Source organism: Peptoclostridium sp. (assembly GCF_009881055.1).
Classification (GTDB): Bacteria; Bacillota; Clostridia; order Peptostreptococcales; family Peptostreptococcaceae; genus Peptoclostridium_A.
This window is the reverse complement of the sequence record NZ_WXFG01000005.1, coordinates 108,244-134,326: the sequence shown is the minus strand read 5'-3', so window position 1 is coordinate 134,326 and position 26,083 is coordinate 108,244. Positions and strand designations below refer to the sequence as shown.

Below are 26,083 nucleotides of genomic sequence, written 5' to 3'. Positions count from 1 at the left end.
CATGTGTTAAGCACGCCGCCAGCGTTCATCCTGAGCCAGGATCAAACTCTTAAAAAGAAATCCTTAGGACATTGTCCTTTTAGCTCATTGTGACATCTTTCGATGCCTCACTGACTTTAAATAATTTGATGGCTGAGCCATCTTTAAAAAATAAGCCTGCTGTTTAGTTTTCAAGGTTCAATTTACGACTTAAATATCTTATCATTTCAAACCGCTAAAGTCAATACTTTATTTGTTGATTTTGTGATCTGTTTCGTCGCCGCCCTTAGCGACAACATAGACTAATATACCAGCTTTTTTTATTTGAGTCAATACTTTTAATCCGAAAAATTAAATTGACTCATTTGCTATTCAAGGCTATGTTATTAAAAAGCTTAAACATAGCCCTTTGCAGTTATAATGACATCTTTTCATATTCTTTCTTCAATTTTGAAAGTACCTTTTTTTCTATTCTAGAAACTGTCATCTGCGAAACGCCCAGCTCGTTTGCTATGGCCATTTGGGTCTTATTGCTGAAGAATCTGTCATTTATTATTTTGAGCTCTATTTCATTTAGCTTCGACATGGCCCTTTCCAGGAAGTCCTTGTTTTCTATGTTCGTAAAGCTCTTGTCTTCGCTTCCTACAAGGTCCATAAGCTGTATGTCCTTGTCATCCCCATCGTTATCGTATGAAAGGTCAAGCGATTTTGGCTTGTATACGTATGAAGCATCTATTGCTTCCAGCACGTCTTCCTGGCTGCATCCAAGGTAGTTTGCTATATCCTCAACCTTTGGAACCCTGTGGAGCTGCTGCTGGAGGTACACACTTGCTGTGTTGACCTTTTTTGAAAGCTCCTGGATTCTTCTTGGAACTCTTATGGACCATCCTTTGTCCCTAAAATATTTCTTTATTTCACCTATTATAGTAGGAGTCGCAAAGCTTGAAAATTCAAAACCCTTGTCCGTATCGAACCTTTCTATTGCATATATGAGCCCAAGAGAAGCCACCTGGTATATATCTTCATATTCAATGCCTTTGTTTATGAATTTCTTTGAAAGTATTTCGACTATATATAGATTTCTGTTTATAAGCTCATTTCTTATATCTACGTCCTTATTTTCACGGTACAGCAAAAAAAGCTCTTTGTCACTTTTGTCAGCATAAAAGGAATCCCTGGGGCCAGTTTTTTTGTTAGTTTTTTTTGCCATCAAATATCACTCCTAATAATTCTCATGCAAAAACTTGACCATCTTTATTTCTGTCCCTTTTTCAATTTCACAGCTGAAGCTGACTTCATCCATAAGGCTTTTTATTATGAATATTCCAAGCCCGCCTTCTTTGAGCTCTCCTAGCTGAGGCTCCTTGACATCCTCCACTTTTATGCCTTTCCCGTCATCCCTTACTACTACACCAAGACTGTCTATTCCGATTTCAAAAGCAACATAAAAATTCGATTCATCGTTGTAGCTGTGCTGTATGGCATTTGTGCACGCCTCTGCAACTGCAACTTTAATATCTTCTATATCTTCAATATTGAATCCTATTCTGTTTGCAATAGCCGACACAGTCAGTCTTATAACACCTACGTATTCTGGCCTGCTTGGGATCGTCATTGATATGACATCAATTTCAGAAGCCCCTTCATTATCTAATATTTGATTCTTTATAGCATCCAAAATCTATCCCTCCAACTTAAATATTTTATCAAGTCCAGTTATGTTGAATATCTTTCTTACGTTTATCTTGGTTTCCCTAATATATATATCCTTATCGTGCTGCTTTAATCTCTTCAGCGCGCCTATTAGAACACCAAGACCTGTCGAATCTATATACTCAAGACTTGAAGCATCTATCAATATATCCTGCGGCTTCTCTGAAACCATGTCTATGAGAGTTTCCTTGAGCTTATTTGCAGTATATATATCTACTTCTCCCTTTAGAGCTACATCCCAAACATTTTTTTCCTCGTCGAAATTCTTATTAATGACAAGTGACATTTTGTATCTCCCTCCCTGGCTGCTATTTGTTTTTTGCCTTTGATATGAAACCTGTAATAATTGACGAAACATTGGTTACTAATTTTACATTTTCAACTATGCCGCTGGTATTTTCAACTATCTTGTCTATTTTGGGTTCATTTTTCTCAAGCATCTCTGTAGTTTTTCTTACAGTCTTGTCAATACTTCTTACAGCATACGAAAGGTTTATACATAAAATAAAAAAACCTAACGCAGATATGAAAAGGCTTATCTCCCATAAGCTAACCCTCATTTTCAATGTTCTCCTTTATGGTGTAATCCTTGCTTATTATAATCTCTTCTTCTGGCTGCACTATATCTGCTGGCATCTTTTTATTTGAAACAAACTCCTTTATAACCTCAATAATGTCATCTGAACCGCCCGCTATTTTTTTTGCTGCAGCAGCAGTTTGAATTCTAAGCTGTTTGCCTGTCTTAGGAGTCAGCAACGCCGCGGCAACAGCTCCAAACAAAGCTCCAATTGCAACATATTTTGCTTTTTTCAAGTTTATCTCCCCCCAACTGCTTATAAAATTGAGCTGTATGATTTTTGAAAAATTCAGTTTTTACATTCACAAAATATGCAGACATAGTCATTTATACACTTTTAAATCAAGTAATAAACATTTTTTTTATTTACAACAGTGTCTGTTTTATTTAATATCAAAATTTTAAAACACTAAAATACTCATGCTGTAATTATACAATAAAATGAGCTCCATGTTTCAAAAGCGTTTATTCAAAATTCTATTTTTATATAAAAAAATCTTGGAGCCATGCTTGTGGACGTCGTCCAAGTACGGCTCCAAGATTAAATATAAAAATTCGCATTACCTGAGCCACCAGATTTACAAACCTGTTGCCTACTCTTGTTCCTCGTCTGCAAGTATCTTGGCTATTGAAACTATATGTGCATCCCCTTCAGTCTTCATTAGCTTGACTCCACTTGTAGCTCTTCCAAACTGAGATATGTCCTCAACCTTTAGTCTTATGAGAACTCCGTCTGAGCTTATAATCATGAGCTCGTCATCTGTGTTTACAGTCTTAGAGCCTGCTATGAATCCTGTTTTATCGTTTACATTGTAGGTTTTTATTCCCTTTCCACCCCTTGACTGAATCCTGTATTCGTCAAGAAGTGTCCTCTTGCCATATCCGTTTTCACTTACAACAAGCAGCTCTTCACCCTCGCCAACAAGACTTATGGCAACAAGCTCGTCATCTTCTGAAAGTGTCATCGCTTTTACACCCATAGCGCTTCTGCCCATCGGCCTTATATCCTGCTCGCTGAACCTTATTGACATTCCTTTTCTTGTAACTAGAATTATCTCCTGATCGCCGTCAGTCAGCCTTACACCTATAAGCTCGTCGTCATCGCGAAGGTTTATGGCTATAAGCCCGTTCCGCTTACTCTTTCTGAATTCTGAAAGCAGAGTCTTTTTCATTATGCCCTTCTTTGTGCAAAGCAGAAGGTATTTTTCGGCCTCAGCCTCTATATATGGGACTATTGCTGTGACTTTTTCATCCTTTTCAAGAGGGATTATGTTCACAAGTGCCATGCCCTTTGCCTGTCTCTTGCCTTCAGGAATCTCATAAGCCTTTATCCTGTACACCCTTCCCTTATTCGTAAAGAAAAGTACTCTGCTATGCGTAGTTGTTGTCACAAGATGCTCAACAAAATCAGCTTCCCTTGTGCTCAGGGCGCTTATGCCTTTTCCACCTCTTCTTTGGCTCTTATATGTGTCAGACGTCACCCTTTTTATATATCCAAGATGTGTAAGTGTTATGGCTATCTCCTCTTCTTCTATGAGGTCTTCTATGTTTATTTCCTCTTCAACAGCCCTGATTTTTGTCCTTCTCTTGTCTGCAAATTTTTCCTTTACTGCATTGAGCTCGTCTTTTATTATGCCCATGAGCAGCTGCTCGCTTGCGAGTATCTCATTGAGCGATTTTATGAGCTCGAGCAGCTCATTGTATTCTGTTTCTATCTTTTCTCTCTCGAGTCCTGTGAGCCTTTGCAGCCTCATGTCCAATATTGCCTGTGCCTGCGGATCGGAAAGCGCAAACCTTCCTATCAGCTCTTCCTTTGCTATTTGGCCGTCCGAGCTGCCTCTTATTATCTTTATGACTTCATCCAGGTTGTCCAAGGCTATCTTTAAACCTTCAAGTATGTGGGCCCTGTCCTGTGCCTTTTTAAGGTCGAATTTTGTCCTTCTTGTTATTATTTCCTTTTGGTGCTCTACATAGTGGTATATCATCTGCTTGAGGTTGAGTACCTTCGGCTCGCCGTTTACAAGCGAGAGCATTATTATGCTGTATGTGTCTTCAAGCTGAGTGTGCTTGTAAAGCTGGTTGAGCACTACATTTGAGTTTACATCTCTTTTGAGGTCTACAACTATCCTCATTCCCTGCCTGTTGCTCTCGTCCCTAAGGTCTGATATTCCTTCTATTCTCTTGTCCTTTACAAGGTCTGCTATCTTTTCTATAAGCCTGGCCTTGTTTACCTGGTAAGGTATTTCTGTTATTACTATCCTCTCTCTGCCCTTGTTTGTCTCCTCTATTTCAGCCTTCGCCCTGACCCTTACTTTTCCTCTGCCTTTTTGGTAAGCAGCCTCCATGTCATTTTTGCCTAGTATTATACCCCCTGTCGGAAAATCAGGTCCTTTTATATGCTGTACCAGTTCAGGTATGCTTATTTCAGGATTGTCAATGAATGATACTACTCCATCTATGACCTCCCCCAGATTGTGCGGTGGTATCGATGTGGCCATGCCGACAGCTATTCCATTGGAGCCGTTTACAAGCAGGTTCGGGTACTTTGCAGGGAGCACTGTAGGCTCCTCCCTGCTTTCATCGTAGTTTGGGGCAAAAGCCACAGTCTCCTTGTCTATGTCTCTTAGAAGCTCCATTGCAAGCTTCGAGAGCTTTGCCTCCGTATAACGCATAGCAGCGGCGCTGTCGCCATCCACAGAACCGAAGTTTCCGTGGCCGTCGACAAGTTGCTTTCTCATTGAGAAGTCCTGCGCCATTTTAACCATGGCGTCATATACTGACGCGTCACCGTGCGGGTGGTATTTACCCAGAACTTCCCCGACAACTGTTGCCGATTTCCTGTAGGCCTTTTCAGGGTACAGACCCAGGTCGTTCATCGCATAAAGGATCCTCCTGTGAACAGGCTTTAGACCGTCCCTTACATCTGGAAGCGCACGTCCCACTATTACTGACATAGCGTAGTCAATATACGATTTTTTCATTTCTTCTTCTATCTGTATTTCAATAACTTTATCTTTTTCTTCTGAATTCATCAAATCTTTTCTCCTCTCCGGACAAAATTTTTCCTGCAAGATATGCCATCTGATCTACTAGAAATCCAGATTGCTTACATATCTTGCATTTTGCTCTATGAATTCTCTCCTTGGCTCAACCTTGTCTCCCATGAGCATCGAGAATATTTCATCTGAATGAGCTGCATCATCTATACTAACCTGGAGAAGCGTCCTGTGATCAGGATTCATAGTAGTCTCCCAAAGCTGCTCTGGATTCATTTCTCCAAGACCTTTGTATCTTTGTATCCCTATGCCTTTTCTACCTATCTCTTCAAGCAATTTCTCGAGCTCCTTGTCATTGTATACATAATACTCTTTTCTACCCTTTTTGACCTGATAAAGAGGCGGCTGGGCTATATATATATATCCGTTTTCAATAAGGTCCCTCATATATCTGAAGAAGAACGTAAGCAGAAGCGTCCTGATGTGAGCTCCGTCGACGTCGGCATCCGTCATTATTACTATCTTGTGGTATCTAAGCCTTGAAAGGTCAAGCTCATTGCCTATGCCGCAACCGAATGCAGTTATCATATTTTTTATCTCGTCAGACGAGAGTATCTTGTCCAGCCTTGACTTTTCAACGTTTAATATTTTACCCCTTATTGGGAGTATGGCCTGCGTGTTTCTGTCTCTGCCCTGCTTTGCAGAACCGCCTGCAGAGTCTCCCTCAACTATATACACCTCTGATTTTGCAGGATCCTTTTCTGCGCAGTCGGCCAGCTTTCCTGGAAGCGATGTGCTTTCAAGAGCACTTTTTCTCCTTGCAAGCTCTCTTGCTTTTTTTGCTGCATTTCTTGCCCTTTGAGCTCTGAGGCACTTTTCAACGGCAATCTTGGCTGTATTTGGTGTTTCCTCCAGGAATGCCTCAAGATTCTCAGTTGTTACGCCCTCAACTATTCCTCTCACTTCAGTGTTGCCAAGCTTAGTCTTTGTCTGTCCCTCATATTGAGGATTAGTAAGCTTCACTGATATGATTGCTGTAAGGCCTTCCCTTATGTCCTCTCCTGTGAAATTCTCTTCTTTTTCCTTTAGAAAACCGTATTTTCTTGCATAGTCATTCATCACCTTTGTAAGCGATGCCTTAAAGCCTGTAAGGTGGCTTCCGCCTTCATGTGTATTTATATTGTTTGCAAACGAATATATGTTCTCAGTAAAACCGTCAGTATACTGCATTGCCACTTCTACATTGCAGTCCTCGACTTGCTTTTCGAAGTATATAACGTCATCCTGTATAGATGTCCTATTCTTATTTAGATGCTTTACAAACTCTACTATTCCACCCTTGTACATGAATTCTTTCTTCTGCTGCCTGTCGTCCCTTTTATCCTCGAGTATTATCTTAATTCCCTTATTTAGGAAAGCCAGCTCCCTCAGCCTGTGTTCCAGGGTATCGAATTTATATTCCGTTTCTTCAAATATTTCTGCATCAGGCTTGAATCTGATTGTAGTTCCCGTTTCGCTTGTTTCGCCTACAACCGAAAGATCTCCTTTTGATGCTCCCCTCATGAAAGTCTGGGAATATATTTTGCCTTCCCTTTTCACTATGACTTCAAGCTTTTCTGAAAGAGCGTTTACAACAGACACACCTACTCCGTGAAGTCCGCCTGAAACCTTGTATCCACCTTCTCCGAACTTGCCTCCCGCATGCAGAACGGTTAGCACAGTTTCTACTGCTGATTTTCCTGTTTTTGGGTGTTTATCTGTAGGTATTCCTCTACCGTTGTCGACTACTACTATCGAATTGTCCTGCTCTATCGAAACATATATGTCTGTACAGTAACCTGCCAGCGCCTCGTCTATACTGTTGTCAACCACCTCGTAAACAAGATGGTGAAGTCCCCTTGGACCTGTGGATCCTATATACATTCCCGGCCTTTTTCTGACCGGCTCAAGCCCCTCTAGTACCTGAATCTGTTGTGCTCCGTATTCTTGCATTATATTACCTCCATTTCAAAAGAAGAAAAATCATATTGATAAGACCTTTTTAGCAGAGTGGTTGAAGATATTGACGAATAATATGCTTTTACAAGATATCCTTTTGAAGTCTTCTTCCTTGCAACAATTATTGATTTAGGCTTGCCGCTGCTGAGCATTACGCTGTTTCCAGAGCTTTTCGCCTTTTCTATGAAATCCCTTGTTATTTTAGAGCTCATAGCCGACTTTATATCTATAATCATGAGTATTTCCTTAGCATCAATGTAATGGTTCTCTCCCAGGTGAAAAAACATAAACTACCTCCGCCTATAATACTTGTCCCCCATCTATGTTGAATACCGCATACTCCTTGCCCTCAAAAATATCAATATGTGCATTTTCTGCAGTAGTTACAAATGTTTGAATGCCGCTGATGCTTTCTATGAGCAGCTTTTGTCTTTTTTCATCAAGTTCACTGAACACATCATCCAGAAGCAGCACAGGATATTCTCCTGTTTCAGACCTTATAAGCTCAAGCTCCGAAAGCTTTATTGCTATTGACGCTGTTCTTTGCTGGCCCTGAGAGCCGTAAATCTTAACATCCAGCGAATCCACAATAACTTGAATATCATCCCTATGTGGGCCATATCCAGTGCTCCTTTTCCTCATGTCTTCTTCCCTTTTTTTAGAAAGCAGTTCGAATAGAGCAGACTCGGCGCTATGAGACGTATCGTCATCACTTAAATTCAGCTGGTTTAAATATCTAATGTCAAACTCCTCTTGCCTGCCCACTATCCTTGAGTGAAATTCGAGTGCGTATTCAGAAAGCTTGCTTATGAAATCCCGTCTGGAAGTATATATTTTACCGGCGCAGCTGCAAAGCTGCCTGTCAAATATTTCAATAAGCGACATGTCCAGCCTGTCATTTTTCAGATAGTTGTTTCTCTGGGTTAATATCTTGTTATAATCAGACAAATTAGCATAATATCTTGGTGATATCTGGGATATCTCCCTGTCAATGAATCTTCGCCTTTCAGAAGGAGAGTCCTTCAGTATTCTTATATCCTCAGGCGAAAATACGACCACATTGAAATTGCCCAGAAGCTCTGACATCCTAAGAAGCGAGAGTCCGTTCTTTTTTACAGCTTTCGAGTTACTGCCTATTAGAAATTCCAGAGTATTTCTGTGTCCGTTTTTTACGAAAAATGATGATATATATGCATTCTTGCAGCCAAACTTCACAACTTCCTTGTCCCTGCTTGTTCTGAAAGATTTGCCCACTGCTAGAAAATATATCGACTCAAGTATGTTCGTCTTGCCCTGGCCATTTTTTCCGACTATTATGTTTATGTTTTGATTAAACGAAATCTCAACATCCGAATAATTCCTGTAGTTTACAAGCCTAAGGCGTTCAAGATGCATCTAAAAAGCTCCTTCTTATCCTTCTATCTCGATTTTTTCACCGCTGACTTCAACTGTGTCTCCAGGGAAAATCTTCTTGCCTCTTCTAGTTTCAACTTCCCCGTTCACTTTTATTTCTCCGTTTTGAATCATAAGTTTTGATTCGCCTCCCGATGAGGTCACTTCCGCATATTTTAAAAGCTGATCCAGCTTTATATATTCAGATGTTATGCTTATTTTCACTATTTTCCCCCCTTAGTAATATATTATCAAAAGCCAATCATAATATTATAGCACAAAAATATTTGTGTCTGTTTTTAATAAATATGAAAACAGAGCCTGTGAACTCTCCAGTACCATTGTGGATGCCGGAAAATATCCAAAAGCCCTGTTTTAATTATAAAGTATTGTTTCTATATTGATTTAGCTGATTTAGCTGCCTGAAGATATCCTTACAGGCAATAGCATGTATGTGTAGCCTGGATTGTCTGCAGGTTTTATCACGCAAGGACTTACACTGCTTGAAAAATACATGTTCATTTCTTCACTTTCAAGCACCTTGAGAGAGTCGAGCAGGTATCTTGAATTAAATGCTATTTCAAGATTTTCACCTTCCAGCCTCACATTAACCTCTTCGTAAACATTTCCAACCTCTGAATTTGAAGTTATCATCATAAGTCCGTCTGTTATTGAAAATTTTATAAGATTGTTTCTTCCTTCTCTTGCAAGCAACGATGCCCTTTCAATGCTGTCCTGGAGATCTCTTCTACTTGAGGTGACAACAAGTGAGTTGTCCTTTGGTATTATCTGCTTATAGTTGATGAACTCACCTTCGAGAAGCCTTGTTATTATTCTTGTGCTGCCAAGAGTAAACAGTGCATGTTTTTGGGTGAAAGACATGCTGAGGCTATCCTCTTCTCCGCTTATTATCCTGTTTATTTCCATAAGAGCCTTGCCTGGTATTATAACATTTATGTCACCTATTGAATTTTCTATTGTTGACGTGCTTATGGCTAGTCTGTATCCATCTAATGCAACCAGACTCATACTGCTGCCTTGTATTTCTAATAGTTCGCCCATTAGCAAAGGCTTAGTCTCATCCTGAGATATTGCAAAAACAGTCTGTCTTATCATATCCTTGAGTTTTTGAGGTTCAATCTCGTAAAGCAAACCTTCATCCAGTTCCGGAAGCTGAGGATATTCGACCGGTGAATGTCCCTTAAGTGTAAATTCTGAATGCTCGCATTTTATAGTTATGTTGTTTAGTTCATCACTTTCTATATGTATGTATGATTCAGGAAGCTTTCTTACTATTTCACCGAACAGCCTGGAATCGATTATTACAGATCCTTCTTCTATCGTCTGGGCATCAACATATGTTTCTATGCCAAGTTCAAGGTCATTTCCTACAAGCTTGAGCTTTCCATTGCCAGTTTCAAGAAATATACCTTTGAGAATGGGCATAGTTGTTCTTTGTGATACTGCTCTTTGTACTGTATTTATAGCTTGCAACAAATCTTTTTGACTGCATAACAATTTCATTGTGGACAACCTCCTTAATATACAAAAAGTAATATAAATAAGCTAGTAGTAACAGTAGGCGCTGTTGATATGTGGAAAACCCACAAAACAGCGATGTGCCATGCGTTTGCGGGAATTGAAAGCATGTGGATAAAAAAAACCCAAAATCCTCGTTTTTTTCCGAAAAAAAATTACTTCAAAATGTTATCAACAAATAGCTGCAGATATCAACCGATTATGTGAGTAAATAAAAAATACAAAAAAAGTGAGCAAAGGCTTGTTTAATTCAACAAGCCCCATTTTTTACACTACTCTTTAAGATCATCTATTATTTTTTTAATTTTATCGCTTGCACTGTTGTCCTGCTTGATATCATCAGATATCTTGTCGTATGCATGAATTACAGTTGTGTGATCGCGTCCTCCGAATTCATCTCCTATCTTTGGAAGAGACATCTCAGTGAGCTCACGGCACAGATACATTGCAACCTGTCTTGGATATGCAATTGAACGGGTTCTTTTTTTGGAGCTGAAATCATCCATTTTTATGTTGAAATTTTCAGCAACCTTTTGCTTTATAAGTTCTACAGTTATTTCCTTAGGTCTTGAAGGGGTAATTATATCTTTCAGGGCTTCTCCAGCTAGCTCAAGGGTTACGTCTCTGTTTGCAAGCGATGAATAAGCAACTACTCTTATTAGTGCACCTTCAAGCTCTCTTATGTTCGATTTAATATTTTTGGCTATATAAGACATAACTTCATTGTGAATCTCTATATTTTCTGTCTGAGCTTTTTTTCTAAGTATGGCCACTCTTGTTTCAAAGTCTGGAGGCTGTATGTCTGCTATTAGACCCATTTCGAACCTGGACCTTAGTCTGTCCTCTAGAGTTGGTATCTCCTTCGGTGTTCGGTCACTTGAGATTATAATCTGCTTGTTTGCACCGTGAAGGTCATTGAAGGTATGGAAGAACTCCTCCTGAGTTCGTTCCTTTCCGGCTATGAATTGTATGTCGTCCACCAGGAGTATGTCCACGTTCCTATATCTGTTTCTGAACTGCTCGTTTCTATCGTCTTTTATGGAGTTGATGAGCTCATTTGTGAATTTTTCTGATGAAACGTACATTACTTTTGCTGATGGATTCTGAGAAACCACATGATGTCCTATTGCATGCATGAGGTGGGTTTTGCCAAGTCCTACTCCTCCATATATGAAAAGAGGGTTGTAAGCCTTGGAAGGCGCTTCTGAAACTGCAACGCAGGCTGCATGGGCAAATCTGTTGTTATTGCCTATTACAAATGTGTCAAACGTGTATTTGGGATTAAGATTAGAATATACTAAGGTTTCAGATTTTGTAGAATCAGCAGGTTCATCTGAACATGCCTCACCATCGTTATCGTCTTCCTTTTCAATAGTGAATTTAACTGTATATTTTTCTGAAGAGAGTTGATTTATTGATTTTTCAATGATATTCATATACCTTGCTTCTAAAATGCCCTTCATAAAATCATTTGGTACATTCAAAATCACAGAGCCCTTGCTTATTTTAACAGGTTCTATAGTAGAAAAAAATGCGTTGTAGCTTGCGGGAGTGAGTTCTGTTTTTATTATTTTCAGGGCGTTTTCCCAAAGGTTGTTTAAATTCATTATAAAATCCTCCCAAATAAATATAAAGTATAGCTAAAAGTTATTCACATATATATGAACAATAAATGTAACTTGAAAATAGATGGATAAAAACAGTAAAATTAAAAAAAAGGATGACACGAGGTGTGGATATCCGTGTGCAAAACAAAAAAAAATAAAGCGTTGTCCAAGCAGTGTGGATAAAAACGATAACATGAAAAAGTAGTGAAAATCTGAATGCAGTAAAAACTTATACACAACTTATCCACAAAATGTGTATAAGTTGATATGTGTATGTGAGTTATCATAGTTATCAACAGGTAAAAATATAATAACAAATAAAAATAAAAACATCAATAAAAAACGAATAGTTTATCCACAATAAAAGCTAATGTGGATAAATTCCAAAATAGAATAACAACAATATGTCCACAAGTCATAATGTATTGATAAATCACAAAACTGCAAAAATGGAGGATAAAAAAATGAAATAACAGTGTGTTTTTGTGGATAAATCAAAAATAAGCGACAAGGGTGCCTTGCAGTTAAAAAATTTGTTGACAATGAAAGGCAGTGACTTTATAATCTATATGTATGCAATACATGAATTCATGAAAATTTAAATTTAATATATGTACATTTAAAGGAAAGGCGGTGTTTTGTAATGAAAAGAACTTACCAACCAAAGAAAAGACAGAGAAAGAAAGAGCATGGTTTCAGAAAAAGAATGAAAACTAGCAATGGAAGAAACGTTCTTAAGAGAAGAAGAGCTAAGGGAAGAAAGCAGCTTACAGCGTAGTCTCTTAAAAACCTATAAACTTTTGCAAATTGAAAGGCCGCTTCTTAAAGTGGCCTTTTTGTGTAATGTTTTTAATTGTCATTTGGCGGGGGAAATAATCTATGCAGTTTAATAATGGAATAGGTCTGAAAAAAAATCAGGATTTCAAGAATGTATATTCGAAAGGCAAGTCCTATGCTAACAGACTCCTTGTAATATATGTACTTAAAAATAAACTCGCCACCAACAGGGTAGGTTTTTCAGTTTCCAAAAAAGTCGGAAACAGCGTAGTGAGAAACCGGGTTAGAAGGCTCATGCGTGAGAGCTTCCGGCTTAATTGCTGTAACATAGGCTCTGGATATGATATAATTTTTATAGCCAGAGTTGCGGCCAAGGAGGCAGACTATGCCTCGGTAGAAAAAGCAATGAAGAGTCTTTTCAAAAAAGCCGCCATCGAGATTGGAAGGAGCAAGTCAGATGCAAAGCCTGGCAAGCAAGCTGCTCATTAGTATTATAAGATTTTATCAGATAGCAATATCGCCGCTGATGGGGAAAACATGCAGGTTCTATCCAACATGCTCAGCCTATGCAATTGAGGCCATAAGAAAATACGGACCTCTTAAAGGCGCATTTCTTTCATTAAAGAGGATACTAAGATGTCATCCATTTAATGAAGGAGGATACGATCCGCTTAAATAAATAAACACACTATTGGGAGGTACTTATTTTGTCAGCACTGTCGGGAGCTCTAGGAGCTTTGTTAAAGCTAGTATTCGAAATGATAAACAACTATGGAGTGGCTATAATAGTGTTCACCATACTTGTGAAGCTTGCGCTGTATCCGCTTACCAGAGCCCAAACGAAATCTATGAAGGAAATGCAGCATGTGCAGCCTATGATAAAACAGCTGCAGGAAAAATACAAGGACAATCAGCAGCTTATGCAGCAAAAGGTAATGGAGGTATACAAGGAGCACAAGATAAACCCGGCAGCGGGATGCCTGCCAATACTTATACAAATGCCAATACTTATAGGGCTGTTCAATGTGCTTAGGGAACCTGTAAAATATGTGTTCAAATCTCAGGCTGCATACGATGCCATAAACACAAGCTTCATGTGGATTACAGACCTTGCAAAGCCTGATGTTGTACTCCTTGGAGGTTTTGAGATGCCGTGGATACTGCCTATACTCGCAGCTCTTACGACATACTTTGCATCTGCAATGATGAATGCAAAAACGCCAAAGACAGACAAGAAGGATCCAACTCAGATGACTCAGATGATGATGCTCTATATGCTTCCGCTGATGATACTTTGGTGGGGAAAAACATTCCCTGCTGGACTTACTCTTTACTGGGTTGTAAGCAATATTTTCCAAATAGCGCAGCAGTATATAATAATGAGGCCGGAGAAAAGCTAAGGAGGGTTATGTCATGAAAACAGTAGAATCCGTAGGAAAGACTATAGAAGAGGCTTTGGAAAAGGCACTTGCGGAGCTGAAAGCAACCTTGGATGAGGTTGAATATGATGTCATAGAAGAGCCTACTAAAGGATTTCTTGGAATACTCGGCGGAAAAGCTGGCAAAATAAGGGTGACGCTCAAGGACAACAGCAACAAAGTGGCAAAGGAATTCATTGATGATATTCTAAAATGCATGAATGTAGACCTTGCATCTAGTGTGGACAGTGAAGACGGGACTCTCAACATCAAGTTTGATGGAGATGATGACCAGATGGGCTATATAATAGGAAGAAGGGGCGAGACACTAGACGCTCTTCAGTTTCTAACAAACCTTGTTGTGAACAAAAATAGCTCAGAACACAAGAAGGTGCTTATGGATGTGGGCAACTACAGACAAAAAAGAGAAGAGTCGCTCATTCGATTCAGCATGAAAATGGCCAGAAGCGTTGTCAGGAAGAAAAAGCCGGTGAAGCTTGAGCCAATGAATCCGTACGAGAGAAGAATAATACATGCAGCGCTTCAAAATGATCCTTATGTAAGAACCTACAGCGAAGGAGAAGAGCCGAACAGAAGAGTAGTGATAGCACTCAAAAAATAGCCCCTACATCCATGTAGAGGCTTATTTTTGTATAAGAGAAGGTGGATTGTTATGATGGATGAAACCATAGCAGCCATATCCTCTGCCCCGGGAGAGGGCGGGATAGGCATAATACGAATCAGCGGAGAACGCTCATACGACATATTAAAGGCCATATTTGTGCCATCAAGCGGCAGGGCTTTTGAAGACTATGGGCCAAGGACGATGGTATACGGGCATGCATACGATGGAGATGTTGCCCTGGATGAGGTTCTTGCAGTGTATATGAAGGCTCCTCACAGCTACACAAAAGAGGATGTTGTCGAGATAAACTGCCACGGCGGTTATATATCACTGCGAAAGATACTTCATCTGATTTTGAAAAGCGGTGCAAGGCTTGCGGAGCCCGGAGAATTTACTAAGAGGGCATTCCTGAACGGCAGACTGGATCTTTCGCAGGCTGAGGCGGTAATGGATATTATAAAAGCCAAGACGGATTCGAGCCACAGTATTGCCCAGAACCAGCTTGAAGGCGGACTTTCGGCCAAGGTCAGACTGCTCAAGGAGAGCGTGGCGGCAATACTTGCACACGTGGAGGTATCAATAGATTTCCCCGAAGAGGACATAGAAGAGATAACAATGGGTGTTCTGAGGGAAAAAACAGAGCAGCTCATTGAAGAAATGCAGGAGCTTTATAAGACAGCTCAGACTGGAAAGATACTAAGAGACGGACTCAGCACCGTTATAGCAGGAAAGCCAAACGTAGGCAAGTCATCGCTTCTGAATGCCCTTATAGGCGAATCAAGAGCTATAGTGACGAATATCCCCGGAACTACTCGCGATGTAATTGAGGAGTTCATAAGCATAAAGGGAATACCTCTTAGGCTGGTTGACACAGCAGGCATACGGAGTACAGAAGACATTGTCGAGAAAATAGGAGTCGAAAAGACAAGGCACTCAATAGAAACTGCGGACCTTGTAATGCTGGTTCTTGACGCTTCGGAGAAGCTCTCGGTTGAAGATATCGAGATACTAAAGCTGCTGGGCGACAAAAAGTGCATAGTCATAATAAACAAGACGGACCTTGCGCCTGTGCTTGATGAAAGTGAGCTTGCGGGCTATGTGGACGGCAGAAGCATAATAAGGATTTCAGCTGCCGAAAGCAGAGGCATACAGGAGCTGGAGAACGAGATTGCCGAGATGGTATATTCAGGCTCGGTTTCGTATGAATCAAGCGCAATAATATCTAATGTAAGGCACAAGCATGCTCTGGAAAAGGCGATAAGTGCTGCGGAAGAATGCATTAACGGAATAGATTCGGGGATGCCGCTTGACTTTGTTGAGATAGACCTTAAAAATGTATGGGACAGCCTTGGCGAGATTACAGGAGAGACTGTGAGCGAAGACCTGCTGGATGTAATATTCAGCAAATTCTGCCTGGGCAAATAATTTTCATGTTTCACGAGAAACTAAGGAGCAAGGAGAGGAGGTTTTTGCTGCATGAAGTTTAATGCGGGAAGCTATGATGTAATAGTTATAGGTGCGGGCCACGCGGGCTGCGAGGCGGCCCTGGCTTCTGCCAGGATGGGTTGCAGAACGCTTGTCATAACGCTTTCAATTGAATCGATAGCGCTAATGCCGTGCAACCCTTCTATAGGAGGTTCGGGCAAAGGGCATCTTGTAAGGGAGATAGACGCGCTCGGCGGAGAAATGGCCGTAAATGCGGACAAGACGCTTATACAAATGAGGATGCTAAATACGACAAAGGGACCGGCTGTACACTCGCTAAGGGCACAATCGGACAAGTACAAGTACCACATGGAGATGAGGCGAGTGCTCGAGAACCAGGAGAATCTCGAGATTATAATGGACGAGGTTGTGGAGCTTGTATCGGACGGAAACCGCGTAGAAGGAGTAGTTACAAAGCTGGGAGCACACTACTGCGCAAAGGCCGTCATTCTTTGCAGCGGAGTATATCTAAGATCTAGGATATTCATAGGAGAGGTCAATTTCGAGTCGGGTCCCCTTGGGCTTATGGGAGCCAACGAGCTTACGAACAGCCTTATGACCCTTGGCGTGAAGCTGGCTAGATTCAAGACAGGAACGCCTGCAAGGGTGCACATGGACAGTCTGGATTTTTCAAAGATGGAGATAGTTCACGGCGAGGATAATCCGGAGCCGTTCTCGTTCATGAATGATTCGCTTGAGTTCGAGCAGCATCCGTGCTATCTGGTAAGGACCAACCAGAGGACGCATGACATAATAAATGAGAATCTGAGCCGCTCGGCAATGTATGGAGGCTATGTAGAGGGCGTAGGGCCAAGATACTGCCCTTCCATAGAGGACAAGGTGGTTAGGTTTGCCGACAAACCCTCGCACCAGTTCTTTGTAGAGCCGGAGGGGGAATACTCAAAGGAGATGTATATATCTGGCTTTTCAACAAGCCTGCCTTATGAGGTGCAGCTCCAGATATACAAGAGCGTAAAGGGTCTTGAGCACTGCAGGATGATAAGACCGGCATATGCGATAGAGTATGACTGCATAGATCCGCTGCAGCTCAAGGCCACGCTAGAGATGAAGGATATTGAGAGCCTGTTTTGTGCAGGGCAGTTCAACGGCACATCGGGCTACGAGGAGGCTGCTGCGCAGGGTCTCATGGCCGGCATAAACGCCGCTCTCAAGATAAAGGGCAAGGAGCCGCTGATACTAGACCGCTCAGAGGCTTATATAGGTGTGCTCATAGACGATCTTGTAACAAAGGGCACAAGCGAGCCTTACAGAATAATGACCTCAAGGGCCGAATACAGGCTGCTGCTCAGGCAGGACAACGCCGATTTGAGGCTGACTGAAAAGGGCCACCAGATTGGTCTTGTGACTAGGGACAGATATGAAAGGTTCCTTAGAAAAAAATCAGATATTGAAATAGAGCTCAGCAGGCTCAGCGACGAGAGAGTCTACCCTGCTGAGGTGGCAGCCATATTCGAGGAAATGGGCATTGCTCCGATGAAGGCGCCTATGTCGCTTTATGAATTCATGAAAAGACCAGAAGTAGACTACAAACTGCTTGAAGCCATCGGAAGGGCTCCTGGCAATGAGCTTGACTTGCGTGTCAAGCAGCAGTGCGAGATTATAATAAAGTATGAAGGTTACATCCAAAAGCAGCTCAAGCAGGTTGAGCAGTTCAAGAAGCTCGAAAAAAGGGGAATACCTGAGGATGTAGACTACGAGGCCATAGAAGGTCTAAGGCTGGAGGCCAGGCAAAAGCTGTCCAAAATCAGGCCGCTTTCAATAGGCCAGGCGTCAAGGATATCAGGAGTATCGCCTGCTGATGTTTCTGTGCTGCTGGTCTATCTGGAAAGCAGATCAAGAGGTCAGCAGAGCCACTAGGAGCATTAAGGGAGGACATATGGAAAATAGGGAATATTTCAAAAAAGGAATTGAGGATATAGGGTTGTTGGCTGACGACAAGCTGGTTGAAAAATTTGAAACATATAAGAGCCTTTTGCTGGAGTGGAATGAAAAAATCAACCTTACGGCCATAACAGATGAAAAGGAAATATATATCAAGCACTTTGTGGATTCACTATCGTGTATTTGCAGTGGTGTTATAAAAAGCGACAGCCGTATAATAGATGTTGGAACTGGCGCTGGGTTCCCTGGGCTGCCCCTTAAGATATACGATGAAAGCCTGAGGCTGACTCTTCTTGATTCACTAAGAAAACGCATAAATTTCCTTGAGAGCGTGTGCACAGAGATAGGCCTGGATGGAGTAGAATTTGTGCACTCTAGAGCAGAAGACGCGGGGGCGGACAAGAAGTATAGGGAAAAATATGATGTAGCCGTATCGAGAGCAGTAGCCTCACTCAACGTGCTCCTTGAATACTGCACGCCCTTCATAAAAAAGGGAGGCTATTTCGTATGCCAGAAGGGGCCGGCGGCGGATGATGAGCTTGTAGCGGCTGCGAAGGCGATGAAGGAGCTTGGGATGGTGCTCGAAGAAAAGCTCAGCATAAACCTTCCGTTTACAGACATAAATCACTATGTGCTAGTTTTCAGGAAGGTGTCGAATACGCCTTCGAAGTATCCAAGAAAAGCAGGTCTTCCATCAAAAAAACCAATTATATAACCGGTAAAGAGCCTTGGACACAACAGAAGCTCGGTTCATATCAAAATGACCGTAATATGGACTGTTGGAAAAAGTGTCCGGGGCTTGCTTTTTTCAATGCAAATAGCTTGTGTATAGAATACTTGAAATACTTGAATGTTTTATCAAAAAAATTGCTTAAAAAATCGGGTTTTTTATGTATAATTAGGTTATAGTAAAAAATTAAAAATCAAATAATATTTGAAACTGGGAAACTAGGAAAATATGACTACTGCAAGGGGATGAGACTTTGGAAAAGCTAGGAGTGATGATTCCTATAGACAAAATAACTCCAAATAGCAATCAGCCGCGCAGGGATTTTGACAACGAAAGGCTCTTGGCGCTTTCGAATTCGATAAAGCTCCATGGTTTGCTGCAGCCAATAGTTGTTCAAAAAATAGGTTCAAGGTACATAATAGTAGCTGGAGAGAGAAGATACAGGGCTTCACTCATTGCGGGTGCAGAGCAAATGCCATGCATTGTGCTGGAGTCGTCCCATCAAAAAAAGATAATGGAAATGGCACTTGTGGAGAATATTCAAAGGGAGAACCTCAATCCCATTGAAGAGGCACTGGCGTACAAGGCGCTCATAGACGAGCATGCCACTACACAAGAAGAAATATCCCGGGCGGTAGGCAAGAGCAGGCCTTATATAACAAATACACTCAGGCTTTTAAACCTTCCAGGCCAAGTGATAGAACTGGTGAGGAATGGAAGTATTTCTGCAGGACATGCCAAAGCCATACTTAGGATAGAGGATGAGCAGCTGCAGGAGCAGACTGCAAAGGATATTATAGAAAAAGGACTTTCTGTAAGAGCTGTTGAAGATATAGCCAAGGCATTGTCAAAAGGTATGACCAAAGACCGTCCCAGCAAGGCAAGTACGGATATATATATTGAGCATCTTAGGGAAAGGTTAGTGGAGACTCTTGGGACTAAAGTCATAATTACACAGAACAAGAAAAAGGGCAAGATAGAGATAGAGTATTATAGTGATGAAGAGCTCGAAAAAATCACAAGCCTCATACTTGATAAATAAATTGTAGGAGGCTGTTTTACATATATATAATAAGATTGCAAGCATACGGAGTTATAATCAATATTTAAGCAGATTAAGTTTGGAGGATAAAGATGGAGATACTTACACTGGGTCAGAAGATCAAAAAGCTCAGAAAAGAGCGTAATTTGACACTCAAGGAATTGGCCGGCAACAGGGTTACAGCTGCACAAATAAGCCATATAGAAAGGGATAAGTCATATCCGAGCCAGGATCTTCTGGACTATTTTTCTCAGAAGTTGAGCGTTTCTGTAGACTATCTTGTAGAAAGCAAGGAAGCTCAGGTGAAGCAAATAAGTGAATCAATCCTCCTTAAAGGGGAGTACTACATAAAGAACAAGAAGCTAAAGAGCGCCAAGGATGAGCTTACCAAGGTAATAGAGCTTTGCAAAGAATATAACGTAAATTCGCTCTGCGCAAACGCCAAGTTTCTGCTTGGACAGGTTTACAGGGATGAAGGCGACTACACAATGGCGGCGAGCATGTTTGAAAGAAGCCTCATACTCAACATCAAGACATCAAATGTCAAAGGGGCGCTTGGATGCTATCTGGAGCTTGGGAAAGTATACATGCTTCAAAAATGCTACAAGCCTGCCACGGACAAGTTCATACAGGGTAAAAACTATCTTGTGGACAATAACGTTATAAATTATGACATTGAAAGGCTTTTGTACATAAACCTCTCATACTGCAGCATGGAGCTTGGGGAATATGATGATGCAATATTCTATTCAAAAAAGGTAGACGAAATTGAAGAGAAGATGAAAGATTACAAGCACAAAGGCAACAGCCTGTTCCTTCTGGGAAACAAATATATGGGAGAAGGCGACTACATAAGAGCTAAAAAATATTTTTCGAAGGCACTCGATGTATTCAATGAGCATGAAAAGAAACTCGAGCAGGCAAGGACATATGTGGTTATGTCATACATACATGAAAATCTAAAGCAGTATGAAGAAGCTCTTGAAAAGGTCAAAATAGCCTATGAAATACATAAAGATATAGAAAATGAGCATCTGGTTGAAATAATGTTCGATTATACAAGGGCTCTTTTGAATAAAGGCGACATAGAATCAGCAAAGGAGTTAAGCAAAAAAGCGCTTGCGATGTCAATAAAGCTCAAGAACAAGCTGCTTGAGGCAAAGGCCATAAAGTACTATGCAAAGGCACATCTCAAAGAGGGAAATGTCGAAATAGCACTTGAAAACATGAACAGGAACATAGAGCTCGTAAGCAAGTATGGCGCCAAAAAAGACATTGCTGACGCATATTTTGAGGCAGCTGACATATATGCACACGTATCGAAAGACAAGGAGCTCGAGTGCTATTCAAAAGGAGTAGAACTCTATAAAGAGCTAAAAATAATATATTATTAGGCCCTTGCAAAAGGGTCTTTTTGTTATCGGGAGGATTGACATTTGAAAATCATTAAACCATTGCTGATAACAGCTTTTGTAGCAGCCGTCCTGCTTTTGAATCCAAAGGCAGTTCAGCTAATAGGTAATTTGATAGGTAAATCTACTCATCAATTGACTGAAACGGCAAAATTTTCGTATGGCAATACATCGAATATGAAGATAGTGGGATTCCAAAATGGCATAGTAATCTACAACGGCAGAAAGATAAGCCTGCTCGATAAAAAAGGGCAAAAGCAGGGCGAGGCCGAGCTCAGATCAAACGACTATGACATGACTGTTCAAAATGGCAGAATACTGTTTCTTGACAAGGTGAAGAGGAATCTAGCTGTAATTGAGAAAAGCGGCAAGATATCAAGCCAGATTAAATTTGCAGAAAAACCTGTTTTTGTAGAAGCCATAGGCAAGGACAGGTTTGTAGTCCACTATGTATACGATATGAACGAAAAAGCTGAGGGTCTCAGAATATTCAACATGTCGGGAAAGCAGATAAAGGACATACAAATATCAAACATAAGCATAAACTTCATTTCTCCTGATGAAAAAGGCCAGGGATTTCTGGTAAGCGGGCTTACGCTTGACAAGGAAAGGCTCTACAACAGCATGATGCACTACAATGTAAATGGGGAACTGGAGACTGCAGACAAGGCTGAAAACAGGGTGTTTGTCGGAGGGATGCTGATTGATGACAGATTTGTGCTTTGGGAGGAAGGCTATGTTGAGCTGCGTGATTCAGAGCTCAAATATATCAACTCACTGAGAGTAGACAGCGGCATTGTGCAGCTCAAAAGTGAAGAAGGCGGTTTCACCGTACTGGACAGCTCAAGCAGCATCAGGGATTTCAACCTTGAGGGAGCTGAAGAAAAGAAGGATAAGTATGCGCACAGAATATACGGCGTTATAGATGTATCAGGCAAGGATATATTGATTTCTCAAAGAAGCATAGAAGTCATGGGCACAAAAGAGAGCATGGACTTTACCAATGACATAATAGATACAATCAAGATAGGAGATGACTGCCTAGGGCTTGTTTTCAGGGGAGAAATAAGGATAATAGCAGTAGATTAGGGGGTGGGTTTGATGGGCTATGTTTCCCAGCTTAATCACATAGACATAATAATAATCGTAGTAGTGTTGTTCTTTGGAATACGAGGCTTCATAAACGGCTTTGCAGTTTCGGTCATAAGCCTTGCAAAATATGCCTTGTCCATATTTTTCACAAGCATGTACTATAAGCAGCTGGCGCAGTATATAACATCAAATTCCACGATGCTGGAGTTTTTAAACAGACTTTCCAATAAACTTTTTTCGAATCTTCCAAATTCAGAGACTGTAATAGCAAATTCGGATGTTGTTTTTGCGCAGGCTATTGCCATAGTGCTGCTTTTTATTTTTACAAACATGCTGGTAAGTTTAATAGCATCATTCATAGACGGCATGTTGAAGATAAAGTCCATTGGCTTTATAAACAAGTTGGCAGGCTTTATTTTTGGAGCTGCCAAGGGGACTATTCTAATAATGCTCGCATTCATAATAATCAATCCTTTTGCGGCGCTGAATCCGGAAGGCAGCTTTACAAGGAGCCTTAACGAATCCCTTTTAACAAAATACATGTATATGTACAACTTCATGTTCAAATATTTCAATAGCCTTATAGAAATATTCAATAACAATCATCTGGGGTAATGATAATCAGGGATGTTATAATTGAAATAAAAACTAGGAGGATTCAATGATGATACAAGTAGATGCGAGAGGATTGGCTTGTCCTCAGCCTGTAATACTGGCAAAAAAGGCTCTGGAAGCCTCAAATGACCCTATAATGGCTATTGTAGACAATGAAACCGCAAAAGAGAATATCATAAAGCTTGCAAAATCAATGAACTGCGAATACAGAGACTATGAAAAGGACGGGCTCTTCTATATAGAAATTTCTAAGGGAGAGTTGCCAGAAGGTTCTACAACCGAAGAATGCGGAGCAGAGTCAAAGCTGGGCGACACTGTCATATTTGTTCAGGCCGACAAACTAGGAAGAGGCGATGATGAGCTAGGAGCTCTGCTGATGAGAAACCTAATATACACGCTTACTGAATCAGAACCGTATCCAAAGGCAGTACTCTTTGTAAACGGCGGAGCAACGCTCACAACTGTAAACGAACATACAGTGGAAAACCTCAGGATACTCGAGGGCGCAGGAGTGAAGATAGTCACATGCGGAACGTGTCTTGACGTTTTCGGACTGAAAGAAAAACTCAGCGTGGGAGTAATAGGCAATATGTATGACATAGTAGACAACTTAAAGGCGGCAGGAAATACCATAACTATCGGATAGCGTGATAGACTACATCCATGTAGTCTATTTTTTATAGGGAGGACAGCATGAACGAGATGTATGTTGTGGCATTCAATTCAACTCACTATGCCATAAAATTTGAAAAGATACTTTTGGAGGCAGGACTCAAAATAATGATGATACCTTCACCAAGGGAGATTATAGCAAGCTGCGGCCTTTCAATAAGGTTTGACAAGGCTGACATGGACATTGTGTTAGACAAGCTGAAAAATTCAGAGGTGGAGATAAACGGAGTATTTAAGCTTACAAAGTTGCCAGATATAAAGGAAAAGCAGGCAGAGAAAATCATATAGGCTAATAGGAGGTGGGCGCATGCCTTTGAAGCTAAACGTCGGAGATGTAGTAGTGCTTAAGAAATCTCATCCGTGCGGTGGCAATGAGTTTGAAATAAAAAGAGTAGGCATGGACTTTAGGATTAAATGCATCAAATGCGGCAAGGAACTCTGGATAGACAGAGTCAATCTGGAAAAGAGGGTCAGAAAGGTGTTGCAGGCAGAAAGCGGCGATGAAAAGGCCTAATTTTCTTTGTTTTTCAAAAAAACACAAAATTCTGTATATTTCCAGTTGTATAGGCAACCTAAAATCAAAGTGCTATAATTATGGATAATAAGAGGAAAATGTTTTCACGCAATTCAAATGACTATGGGGGTGCTTTACAAATGGCTATTAAATTTGCTGATCGTATGGAAAACCTTAAAGCTTCGGAAATCCGTGAACTTCTAAAGTTTGCTGCGGATCCTACAATAATATCTTTTGCAGGCGGACTTCCCGCTCCAGAGCTTTTCCCGGTGGAAGAGATGAAGAAGGTTGCCGTAGCTGTGCTTGAGGAAAGCGGACAGACTGCACTTCAGTATACTACTACGGAAGGCAATGTAAGACTTAGAGAACAAATAGCAGAGAGAATGAACAGAAAATTCAAGACAAATGTAACTGTTGACGAGATACTTATAACAAGCGGTTCACAGCAGGGCCTTGATTTTTCAGGAAAGATATTCATAAATGAAGGCGACGTAGTGCTTGTTGAAAGCCCGTCATATCTTGGCGCTCTAAACGCATTCAAGGCGTACGGACCAAATTTCATAGAGGTTCCAACTGATGACCACGGAATGATCATGGAAGAGCTTGAAAAAATACTAGCTAGCACTGAAAATATTAAGATGATATACGTAATACCTGACTTCCAAAACCCAAGCGGAAAGACTTGGACAATGGAAAGACGTACTAAGTTCATGGAGCTGGTAAACAAGTATGAAATACCTGTAATAGAGGACAATCCTTACGGAGAGCTAAGATTTGAAGGAGAAATAATGCCTTCTCTTAAGGCCATGGACACTAAAGGTCTTGTAGTATTCCTTGGAACATTCTCAAAGATATTCGCTCCCGGACTAAGAATAGGCTGGGTTTGCGCACCAGATGCAATACTCCAGAAGTACAACTTCGTCAAGCAGGGCGCTGACCTTCAGTCTTCAACTATAGCTCAGATGGAAGCAGCCAAGTACTGCGACATGTATGACCTTGACGCGCACGTTGAGAAGATAAAGTCTGTGTACAGCAAGCGTAGAGACCTTATGATGAAAATCATGGAAGAGGAATTCCCAGAGGGAATCAAATGGACTTACTCAGAGGGCGGCCTTTTCACGTGGGTTGTGCTTCCAGAGCACATAAATGCAAGAGACCTTCTCAAGAAGTGTCTTGAAGAAAAAGTAGCTTTCGTTCCAGGCGGAGCATTCTTCCCTAACGGTGGAAATGAAAATACATTCAGGCTCAACTATTCGAACGCAACTGACGAAATGCTTGTAGAAGGAATGAAAAGACTTGCAAGAGCAATAAAGGCAATGATGTAATACTGAAAAAAGACAAAAAAAGCGGGAGTGGAAAATTTTCCACTCCCAATTTTTATTAGGGGGAGATTGAGATAAAAAAAGTATGTGGGATACTTATTATATAGTTACCTTTTAATGAGAAAATTATAGATAAAATTTAAAAAAAAATCAAAAAAATATTAAAAAAAATCGGGCGGTAGTAATTCAGCCTGATTCCAGGCCATGCACGGCAGCTGAAAATAAAAAAAAAGGCAAAATATTATTTTGTGTTTGCTTTTTCAACATATTAGTGCTAACATATTAGGGTATATAAATATCTCTGCTCTATAAGAAATAGAGCCTTAAGTCCAAAGGGAGGTGAAACCATGAATACAAGAAGCTACGAGCTAGTGTACATCCTTAAGCCAAATCTTGATGATGAGGCGAAGGAAGCTGTATTCAACAAGGTTAAAGATCTAATAGCAGTAAATGGAGAAATTTCTTCAGTTGACACTTGGGGAAACAGAAAGCTTGCTTACCCAATAAAGAAGTTCAACGAAGGATTCTACAACCTTGTTAACTTTACAGGAGGCAACGACGTAATAAGCGAAATAGACAGAAACCTTAAGATAATGGATTCTGTAATAAGACACATGATAGTTAGAAAAGATGAAAAATAGTCTTAAAAATACAAGCTATTAGCGATTAACAAGGT

At 40.7% G+C, this 26,083-nt stretch carries 29 protein-coding genes; 17 read left to right on the top strand and 12 right to left on the bottom strand.

Annotated elements, in window-relative coordinates:
• Positions 1-394 precede the first annotated feature (394 nt).
• From GT589_RS01340 to dnaA, 12 genes are all read right to left on the bottom strand, one after another.
• On the bottom strand, positions 395-1,189 hold the full coding sequence (locus tag GT589_RS01340) for a SigB/SigF/SigG family RNA polymerase sigma factor (protein ID WP_293394810.1): 795 nt from the start codon (positions 1,187-1,189) through the stop codon (positions 395-397).
• 12 nt (positions 1,190-1,201) lie between these two features.
• Positions 1,202-1,594 carry an ATP-binding protein gene (locus GT589_RS01335; protein WP_293394825.1) on the bottom strand — a complete coding sequence of 131 codons (393 nt, stop codon included), beginning with the start codon at positions 1,592-1,594 and terminating at the stop codon, positions 1,202-1,204.
• Positions 1,595-1,660: 66 nt separating this feature from the next.
• The gene (locus tag GT589_RS01330) at positions 1,661-1,978 is read right to left on the bottom strand and encodes an STAS domain-containing protein (protein ID WP_293394807.1); all 318 of its coding nucleotides are present in this window, start codon (positions 1,976-1,978) and stop codon (positions 1,661-1,663) included.
• A gap of 22 nt (positions 1,979-2,000) precedes the next feature.
• On the bottom strand, positions 2,001-2,252 hold the full coding sequence (locus tag GT589_RS01325; RefSeq protein ID WP_293394804.1) for a DUF948 domain-containing protein: 252 nt from the start codon (positions 2,250-2,252) through the stop codon (positions 2,001-2,003).
• Complete coding sequence (locus tag GT589_RS01320; RefSeq protein WP_293394802.1) at positions 2,242-2,505, bottom strand: YtxH domain-containing protein; 264 nt, start codon at positions 2,503-2,505, stop codon at positions 2,242-2,244. The genes GT589_RS01325 and GT589_RS01320 overlap by 11 nt, the downstream gene beginning before the upstream one ends.
• A gap of 357 nt (positions 2,506-2,862) precedes the next feature.
• On the bottom strand, positions 2,863-5,301 hold the full coding sequence (gene gyrA, locus GT589_RS01315) for a DNA gyrase subunit A (RefSeq protein ID WP_293394799.1): 2,439 nt from the start codon (positions 5,299-5,301) through the stop codon (positions 2,863-2,865).
• A 57-nt stretch (positions 5,302-5,358) separates the two neighbouring features.
• A complete protein-coding gene (gyrB, locus tag GT589_RS01310; protein ID WP_293394797.1) occupies positions 5,359-7,257 on the bottom strand; it encodes a DNA topoisomerase (ATP-hydrolyzing) subunit B in 1,899 nt (632 codons plus the stop codon).
• Positions 7,257-7,550: an extracellular matrix regulator RemB gene (gene remB, locus GT589_RS01305; RefSeq protein WP_293394794.1), complete on the bottom strand. Its 294-nt coding sequence runs from the start codon at positions 7,548-7,550 to the stop codon at positions 7,257-7,259. The genes gyrB and remB overlap by 1 nt, the downstream gene beginning before the upstream one ends.
• A gap of 13 nt (positions 7,551-7,563) precedes the next feature.
• Positions 7,564-8,658, bottom strand: coding sequence for a DNA replication/repair protein RecF (gene recF, locus GT589_RS01300; RefSeq protein WP_293394792.1), 1,095 nt, complete (start codon positions 8,656-8,658; stop codon positions 7,564-7,566).
• A gap of 15 nt (positions 8,659-8,673) precedes the next feature.
• Positions 8,674-8,880: a S4 domain-containing protein YaaA gene (yaaA, locus tag GT589_RS01295; protein WP_330582830.1), complete on the bottom strand. Its 207-nt coding sequence runs from the start codon at positions 8,878-8,880 to the stop codon at positions 8,674-8,676.
• A 189-nt stretch (positions 8,881-9,069) separates the two neighbouring features.
• On the bottom strand, positions 9,070-10,179 hold the full coding sequence (gene dnaN, locus GT589_RS01290; RefSeq protein WP_293394789.1) for a DNA polymerase III subunit beta: 1,110 nt from the start codon (positions 10,177-10,179) through the stop codon (positions 9,070-9,072).
• Between the two features lie 287 nt (positions 10,180-10,466).
• Positions 10,467-11,801 (bottom strand): chromosomal replication initiator protein DnaA, encoded by a 1,335-nt coding sequence (dnaA, locus tag GT589_RS01285; protein WP_293394786.1) that lies wholly within the window; start codon positions 11,799-11,801, stop codon positions 10,467-10,469.
• A gap of 643 nt (positions 11,802-12,444) precedes the next feature.
• Here dnaA and rpmH point away from each other — a divergent pair.
• From rpmH to rpsF, 17 genes are all read left to right on the top strand, one after another.
• Positions 12,445-12,579 carry a 50S ribosomal protein L34 gene (rpmH, locus tag GT589_RS01280; protein ID WP_293394783.1) on the top strand — a complete coding sequence of 45 codons (135 nt, stop codon included), beginning with the start codon at positions 12,445-12,447 and terminating at the stop codon, positions 12,577-12,579.
• A gap of 101 nt (positions 12,580-12,680) precedes the next feature.
• On the top strand, positions 12,681-13,067 hold the full coding sequence (gene rnpA / locus GT589_RS01275; RefSeq protein ID WP_293394780.1) for a ribonuclease P protein component: 387 nt from the start codon (positions 12,681-12,683) through the stop codon (positions 13,065-13,067).
• The gene (gene yidD / locus GT589_RS01270) at positions 13,036-13,257 is read left to right on the top strand and encodes a membrane protein insertion efficiency factor YidD (RefSeq protein ID WP_293394777.1); all 222 of its coding nucleotides are present in this window, start codon (positions 13,036-13,038) and stop codon (positions 13,255-13,257) included. The genes rnpA and yidD overlap by 32 nt, the downstream gene beginning before the upstream one ends.
• A 28-nt stretch (positions 13,258-13,285) precedes the next feature.
• The gene (locus GT589_RS01265; RefSeq protein WP_293394774.1) at positions 13,286-13,978 is read left to right on the top strand and encodes a YidC/Oxa1 family membrane protein insertase; all 693 of its coding nucleotides are present in this window, start codon (positions 13,286-13,288) and stop codon (positions 13,976-13,978) included.
• 13 nt (positions 13,979-13,991) lie between these two features.
• The gene (gene jag, locus GT589_RS01260; RefSeq protein WP_293394771.1) at positions 13,992-14,618 is read left to right on the top strand and encodes an RNA-binding cell elongation regulator Jag/EloR; all 627 of its coding nucleotides are present in this window, start codon (positions 13,992-13,994) and stop codon (positions 14,616-14,618) included.
• A gap of 51 nt (positions 14,619-14,669) precedes the next feature.
• Positions 14,670-16,046, top strand: coding sequence for a tRNA uridine-5-carboxymethylaminomethyl(34) synthesis GTPase MnmE (gene mnmE, locus GT589_RS01255; RefSeq protein WP_293394768.1), 1,377 nt, complete (start codon positions 14,670-14,672; stop codon positions 16,044-16,046).
• 51 nt (positions 16,047-16,097) lie between these two features.
• Positions 16,098-17,984 (top strand): tRNA uridine-5-carboxymethylaminomethyl(34) synthesis enzyme MnmG, encoded by a 1,887-nt coding sequence (gene mnmG / locus GT589_RS01250; RefSeq protein ID WP_293394765.1) that lies wholly within the window; start codon positions 16,098-16,100, stop codon positions 17,982-17,984.
• 19 nt (positions 17,985-18,003) lie between these two features.
• A complete protein-coding gene (gene rsmG / locus GT589_RS01245; RefSeq protein WP_293394762.1) occupies positions 18,004-18,723 on the top strand; it encodes a 16S rRNA (guanine(527)-N(7))-methyltransferase RsmG in 720 nt (239 codons plus the stop codon).
• 268 nt (positions 18,724-18,991) lie between these two features.
• Positions 18,992-19,780: a ParB/RepB/Spo0J family partition protein gene (locus GT589_RS01240; RefSeq protein ID WP_293394759.1), complete on the top strand. Its 789-nt coding sequence runs from the start codon at positions 18,992-18,994 to the stop codon at positions 19,778-19,780.
• A 92-nt stretch (positions 19,781-19,872) separates the two neighbouring features.
• Positions 19,873-21,174, top strand: coding sequence for a helix-turn-helix domain-containing protein (locus GT589_RS01235; RefSeq protein WP_293394756.1), 1,302 nt, complete (start codon positions 19,873-19,875; stop codon positions 21,172-21,174).
• A gap of 42 nt (positions 21,175-21,216) precedes the next feature.
• Positions 21,217-22,281 carry a DUF5711 family protein gene (locus GT589_RS01230; RefSeq protein ID WP_293394753.1) on the top strand — a complete coding sequence of 355 codons (1,065 nt, stop codon included), beginning with the start codon at positions 21,217-21,219 and terminating at the stop codon, positions 22,279-22,281.
• Positions 22,282-22,293: 12 nt separating this feature from the next.
• Positions 22,294-22,899, top strand: a complete 606-nt coding sequence (locus GT589_RS01225) for a CvpA family protein (protein WP_293394750.1) — start codon at positions 22,294-22,296, stop codon at positions 22,897-22,899.
• A 46-nt stretch (positions 22,900-22,945) separates the two neighbouring features.
• Positions 22,946-23,545, top strand: coding sequence for a sulfurtransferase-like selenium metabolism protein YedF (gene yedF / locus GT589_RS01220; RefSeq protein ID WP_293394747.1), 600 nt, complete (start codon positions 22,946-22,948; stop codon positions 23,543-23,545).
• A 47-nt stretch (positions 23,546-23,592) separates the two neighbouring features.
• Positions 23,593-23,859, top strand: a complete 267-nt coding sequence (locus GT589_RS01215; protein ID WP_293394744.1) for a DUF3343 domain-containing protein — start codon at positions 23,593-23,595, stop codon at positions 23,857-23,859.
• 19 nt (positions 23,860-23,878) lie between these two features.
• Entirely contained in the window at positions 23,879-24,085 is a 207-nt protein-coding gene (locus GT589_RS01210) for a DUF951 domain-containing protein (protein ID WP_293394742.1), read from the top strand.
• 140 nt (positions 24,086-24,225) lie between these two features.
• The gene (locus tag GT589_RS01205) at positions 24,226-25,410 is read left to right on the top strand and encodes an aminotransferase-like domain-containing protein (protein ID WP_293394739.1); all 1,185 of its coding nucleotides are present in this window, start codon (positions 24,226-24,228) and stop codon (positions 25,408-25,410) included.
• Between the two features lie 344 nt (positions 25,411-25,754).
• On the top strand, positions 25,755-26,048 hold the full coding sequence (gene rpsF / locus GT589_RS01200; protein WP_293394736.1) for a 30S ribosomal protein S6: 294 nt from the start codon (positions 25,755-25,757) through the stop codon (positions 26,046-26,048).
• Positions 26,049-26,083: the final 35 nt, after the last annotated feature.

Excerpts from the sequence above, each read along its gene's own strand:
- GT589_RS01340 (WP_293394810.1), bottom strand. The coding sequence starts at position 1,189 with ATGGCAAAAAAAACTAACAAAAAAACTGGCCCCAGGGATTCCTTTTAT.
- GT589_RS01335 (WP_293394825.1), bottom strand. The coding sequence starts at position 1,594 with ATGACGATCCCAAGCAGGCCAGAATACGTAGGTGTTATAAGACTGACT.
- GT589_RS01330 (WP_293394807.1), bottom strand. The coding sequence starts at position 1,978 with ATGTCACTTGTCATTAATAAGAATTTCGACGAGGAAAAAAATGTTTGG.
- GT589_RS01325 (WP_293394804.1), bottom strand. The coding sequence starts at position 2,252 with ATGAGGGTTAGCTTATGGGAGATAAGCCTTTTCATATCTGCGTTAGGT.
- gyrA (WP_293394799.1), bottom strand. The coding sequence starts at position 5,301 with ATGAATTCAGAAGAAAAAGATAAAGTTATTGAAATACAGATAGAAGAA.
- gyrB (WP_293394797.1), bottom strand. The coding sequence starts at position 7,257 with ATGCAAGAATACGGAGCACAACAGATTCAGGTACTAGAGGGGCTTGAG.
- remB (WP_293394794.1), bottom strand. The coding sequence starts at position 7,550 with ATGTTTTTTCACCTGGGAGAGAACCATTACATTGATGCTAAGGAAATA.
- recF (WP_293394792.1), bottom strand. The coding sequence starts at position 8,658 with ATGCATCTTGAACGCCTTAGGCTTGTAAACTACAGGAATTATTCGGAT.
- dnaN (WP_293394789.1), bottom strand. The coding sequence starts at position 10,179 with ATGAAATTGTTATGCAGTCAAAAAGATTTGTTGCAAGCTATAAATACA.
- dnaA (WP_293394786.1), bottom strand. The coding sequence starts at position 11,801 with ATGAATTTAAACAACCTTTGGGAAAACGCCCTGAAAATAATAAAAACA.
- rpmH (WP_293394783.1), top strand. The coding sequence starts at position 12,445 with ATGAAAAGAACTTACCAACCAAAGAAAAGACAGAGAAAGAAAGAGCAT.
- rnpA (WP_293394780.1), top strand. The coding sequence starts at position 12,681 with ATGCAGTTTAATAATGGAATAGGTCTGAAAAAAAATCAGGATTTCAAG.
- yidD (WP_293394777.1), top strand. The coding sequence starts at position 13,036 with ATGCAAAGCCTGGCAAGCAAGCTGCTCATTAGTATTATAAGATTTTAT.
- jag (WP_293394771.1), top strand. The coding sequence starts at position 13,992 with ATGAAAACAGTAGAATCCGTAGGAAAGACTATAGAAGAGGCTTTGGAA.
- mnmE (WP_293394768.1), top strand. The coding sequence starts at position 14,670 with ATGATGGATGAAACCATAGCAGCCATATCCTCTGCCCCGGGAGAGGGC.
- mnmG (WP_293394765.1), top strand. The coding sequence starts at position 16,098 with ATGAAGTTTAATGCGGGAAGCTATGATGTAATAGTTATAGGTGCGGGC.
- rsmG (WP_293394762.1), top strand. The coding sequence starts at position 18,004 with ATGGAAAATAGGGAATATTTCAAAAAAGGAATTGAGGATATAGGGTTG.
- GT589_RS01235 (WP_293394756.1), top strand. The coding sequence starts at position 19,873 with ATGGAGATACTTACACTGGGTCAGAAGATCAAAAAGCTCAGAAAAGAG.
- GT589_RS01225 (WP_293394750.1), top strand. The coding sequence starts at position 22,294 with ATGGGCTATGTTTCCCAGCTTAATCACATAGACATAATAATAATCGTA.
- yedF (WP_293394747.1), top strand. The coding sequence starts at position 22,946 with ATGATGATACAAGTAGATGCGAGAGGATTGGCTTGTCCTCAGCCTGTA.
- GT589_RS01215 (WP_293394744.1), top strand. The coding sequence starts at position 23,593 with ATGAACGAGATGTATGTTGTGGCATTCAATTCAACTCACTATGCCATA.
- GT589_RS01210 (WP_293394742.1), top strand. The coding sequence starts at position 23,879 with ATGCCTTTGAAGCTAAACGTCGGAGATGTAGTAGTGCTTAAGAAATCT.
- GT589_RS01205 (WP_293394739.1), top strand. The coding sequence starts at position 24,226 with ATGGCTATTAAATTTGCTGATCGTATGGAAAACCTTAAAGCTTCGGAA.
- rpsF (WP_293394736.1), top strand. The coding sequence starts at position 25,755 with ATGAATACAAGAAGCTACGAGCTAGTGTACATCCTTAAGCCAAATCTT.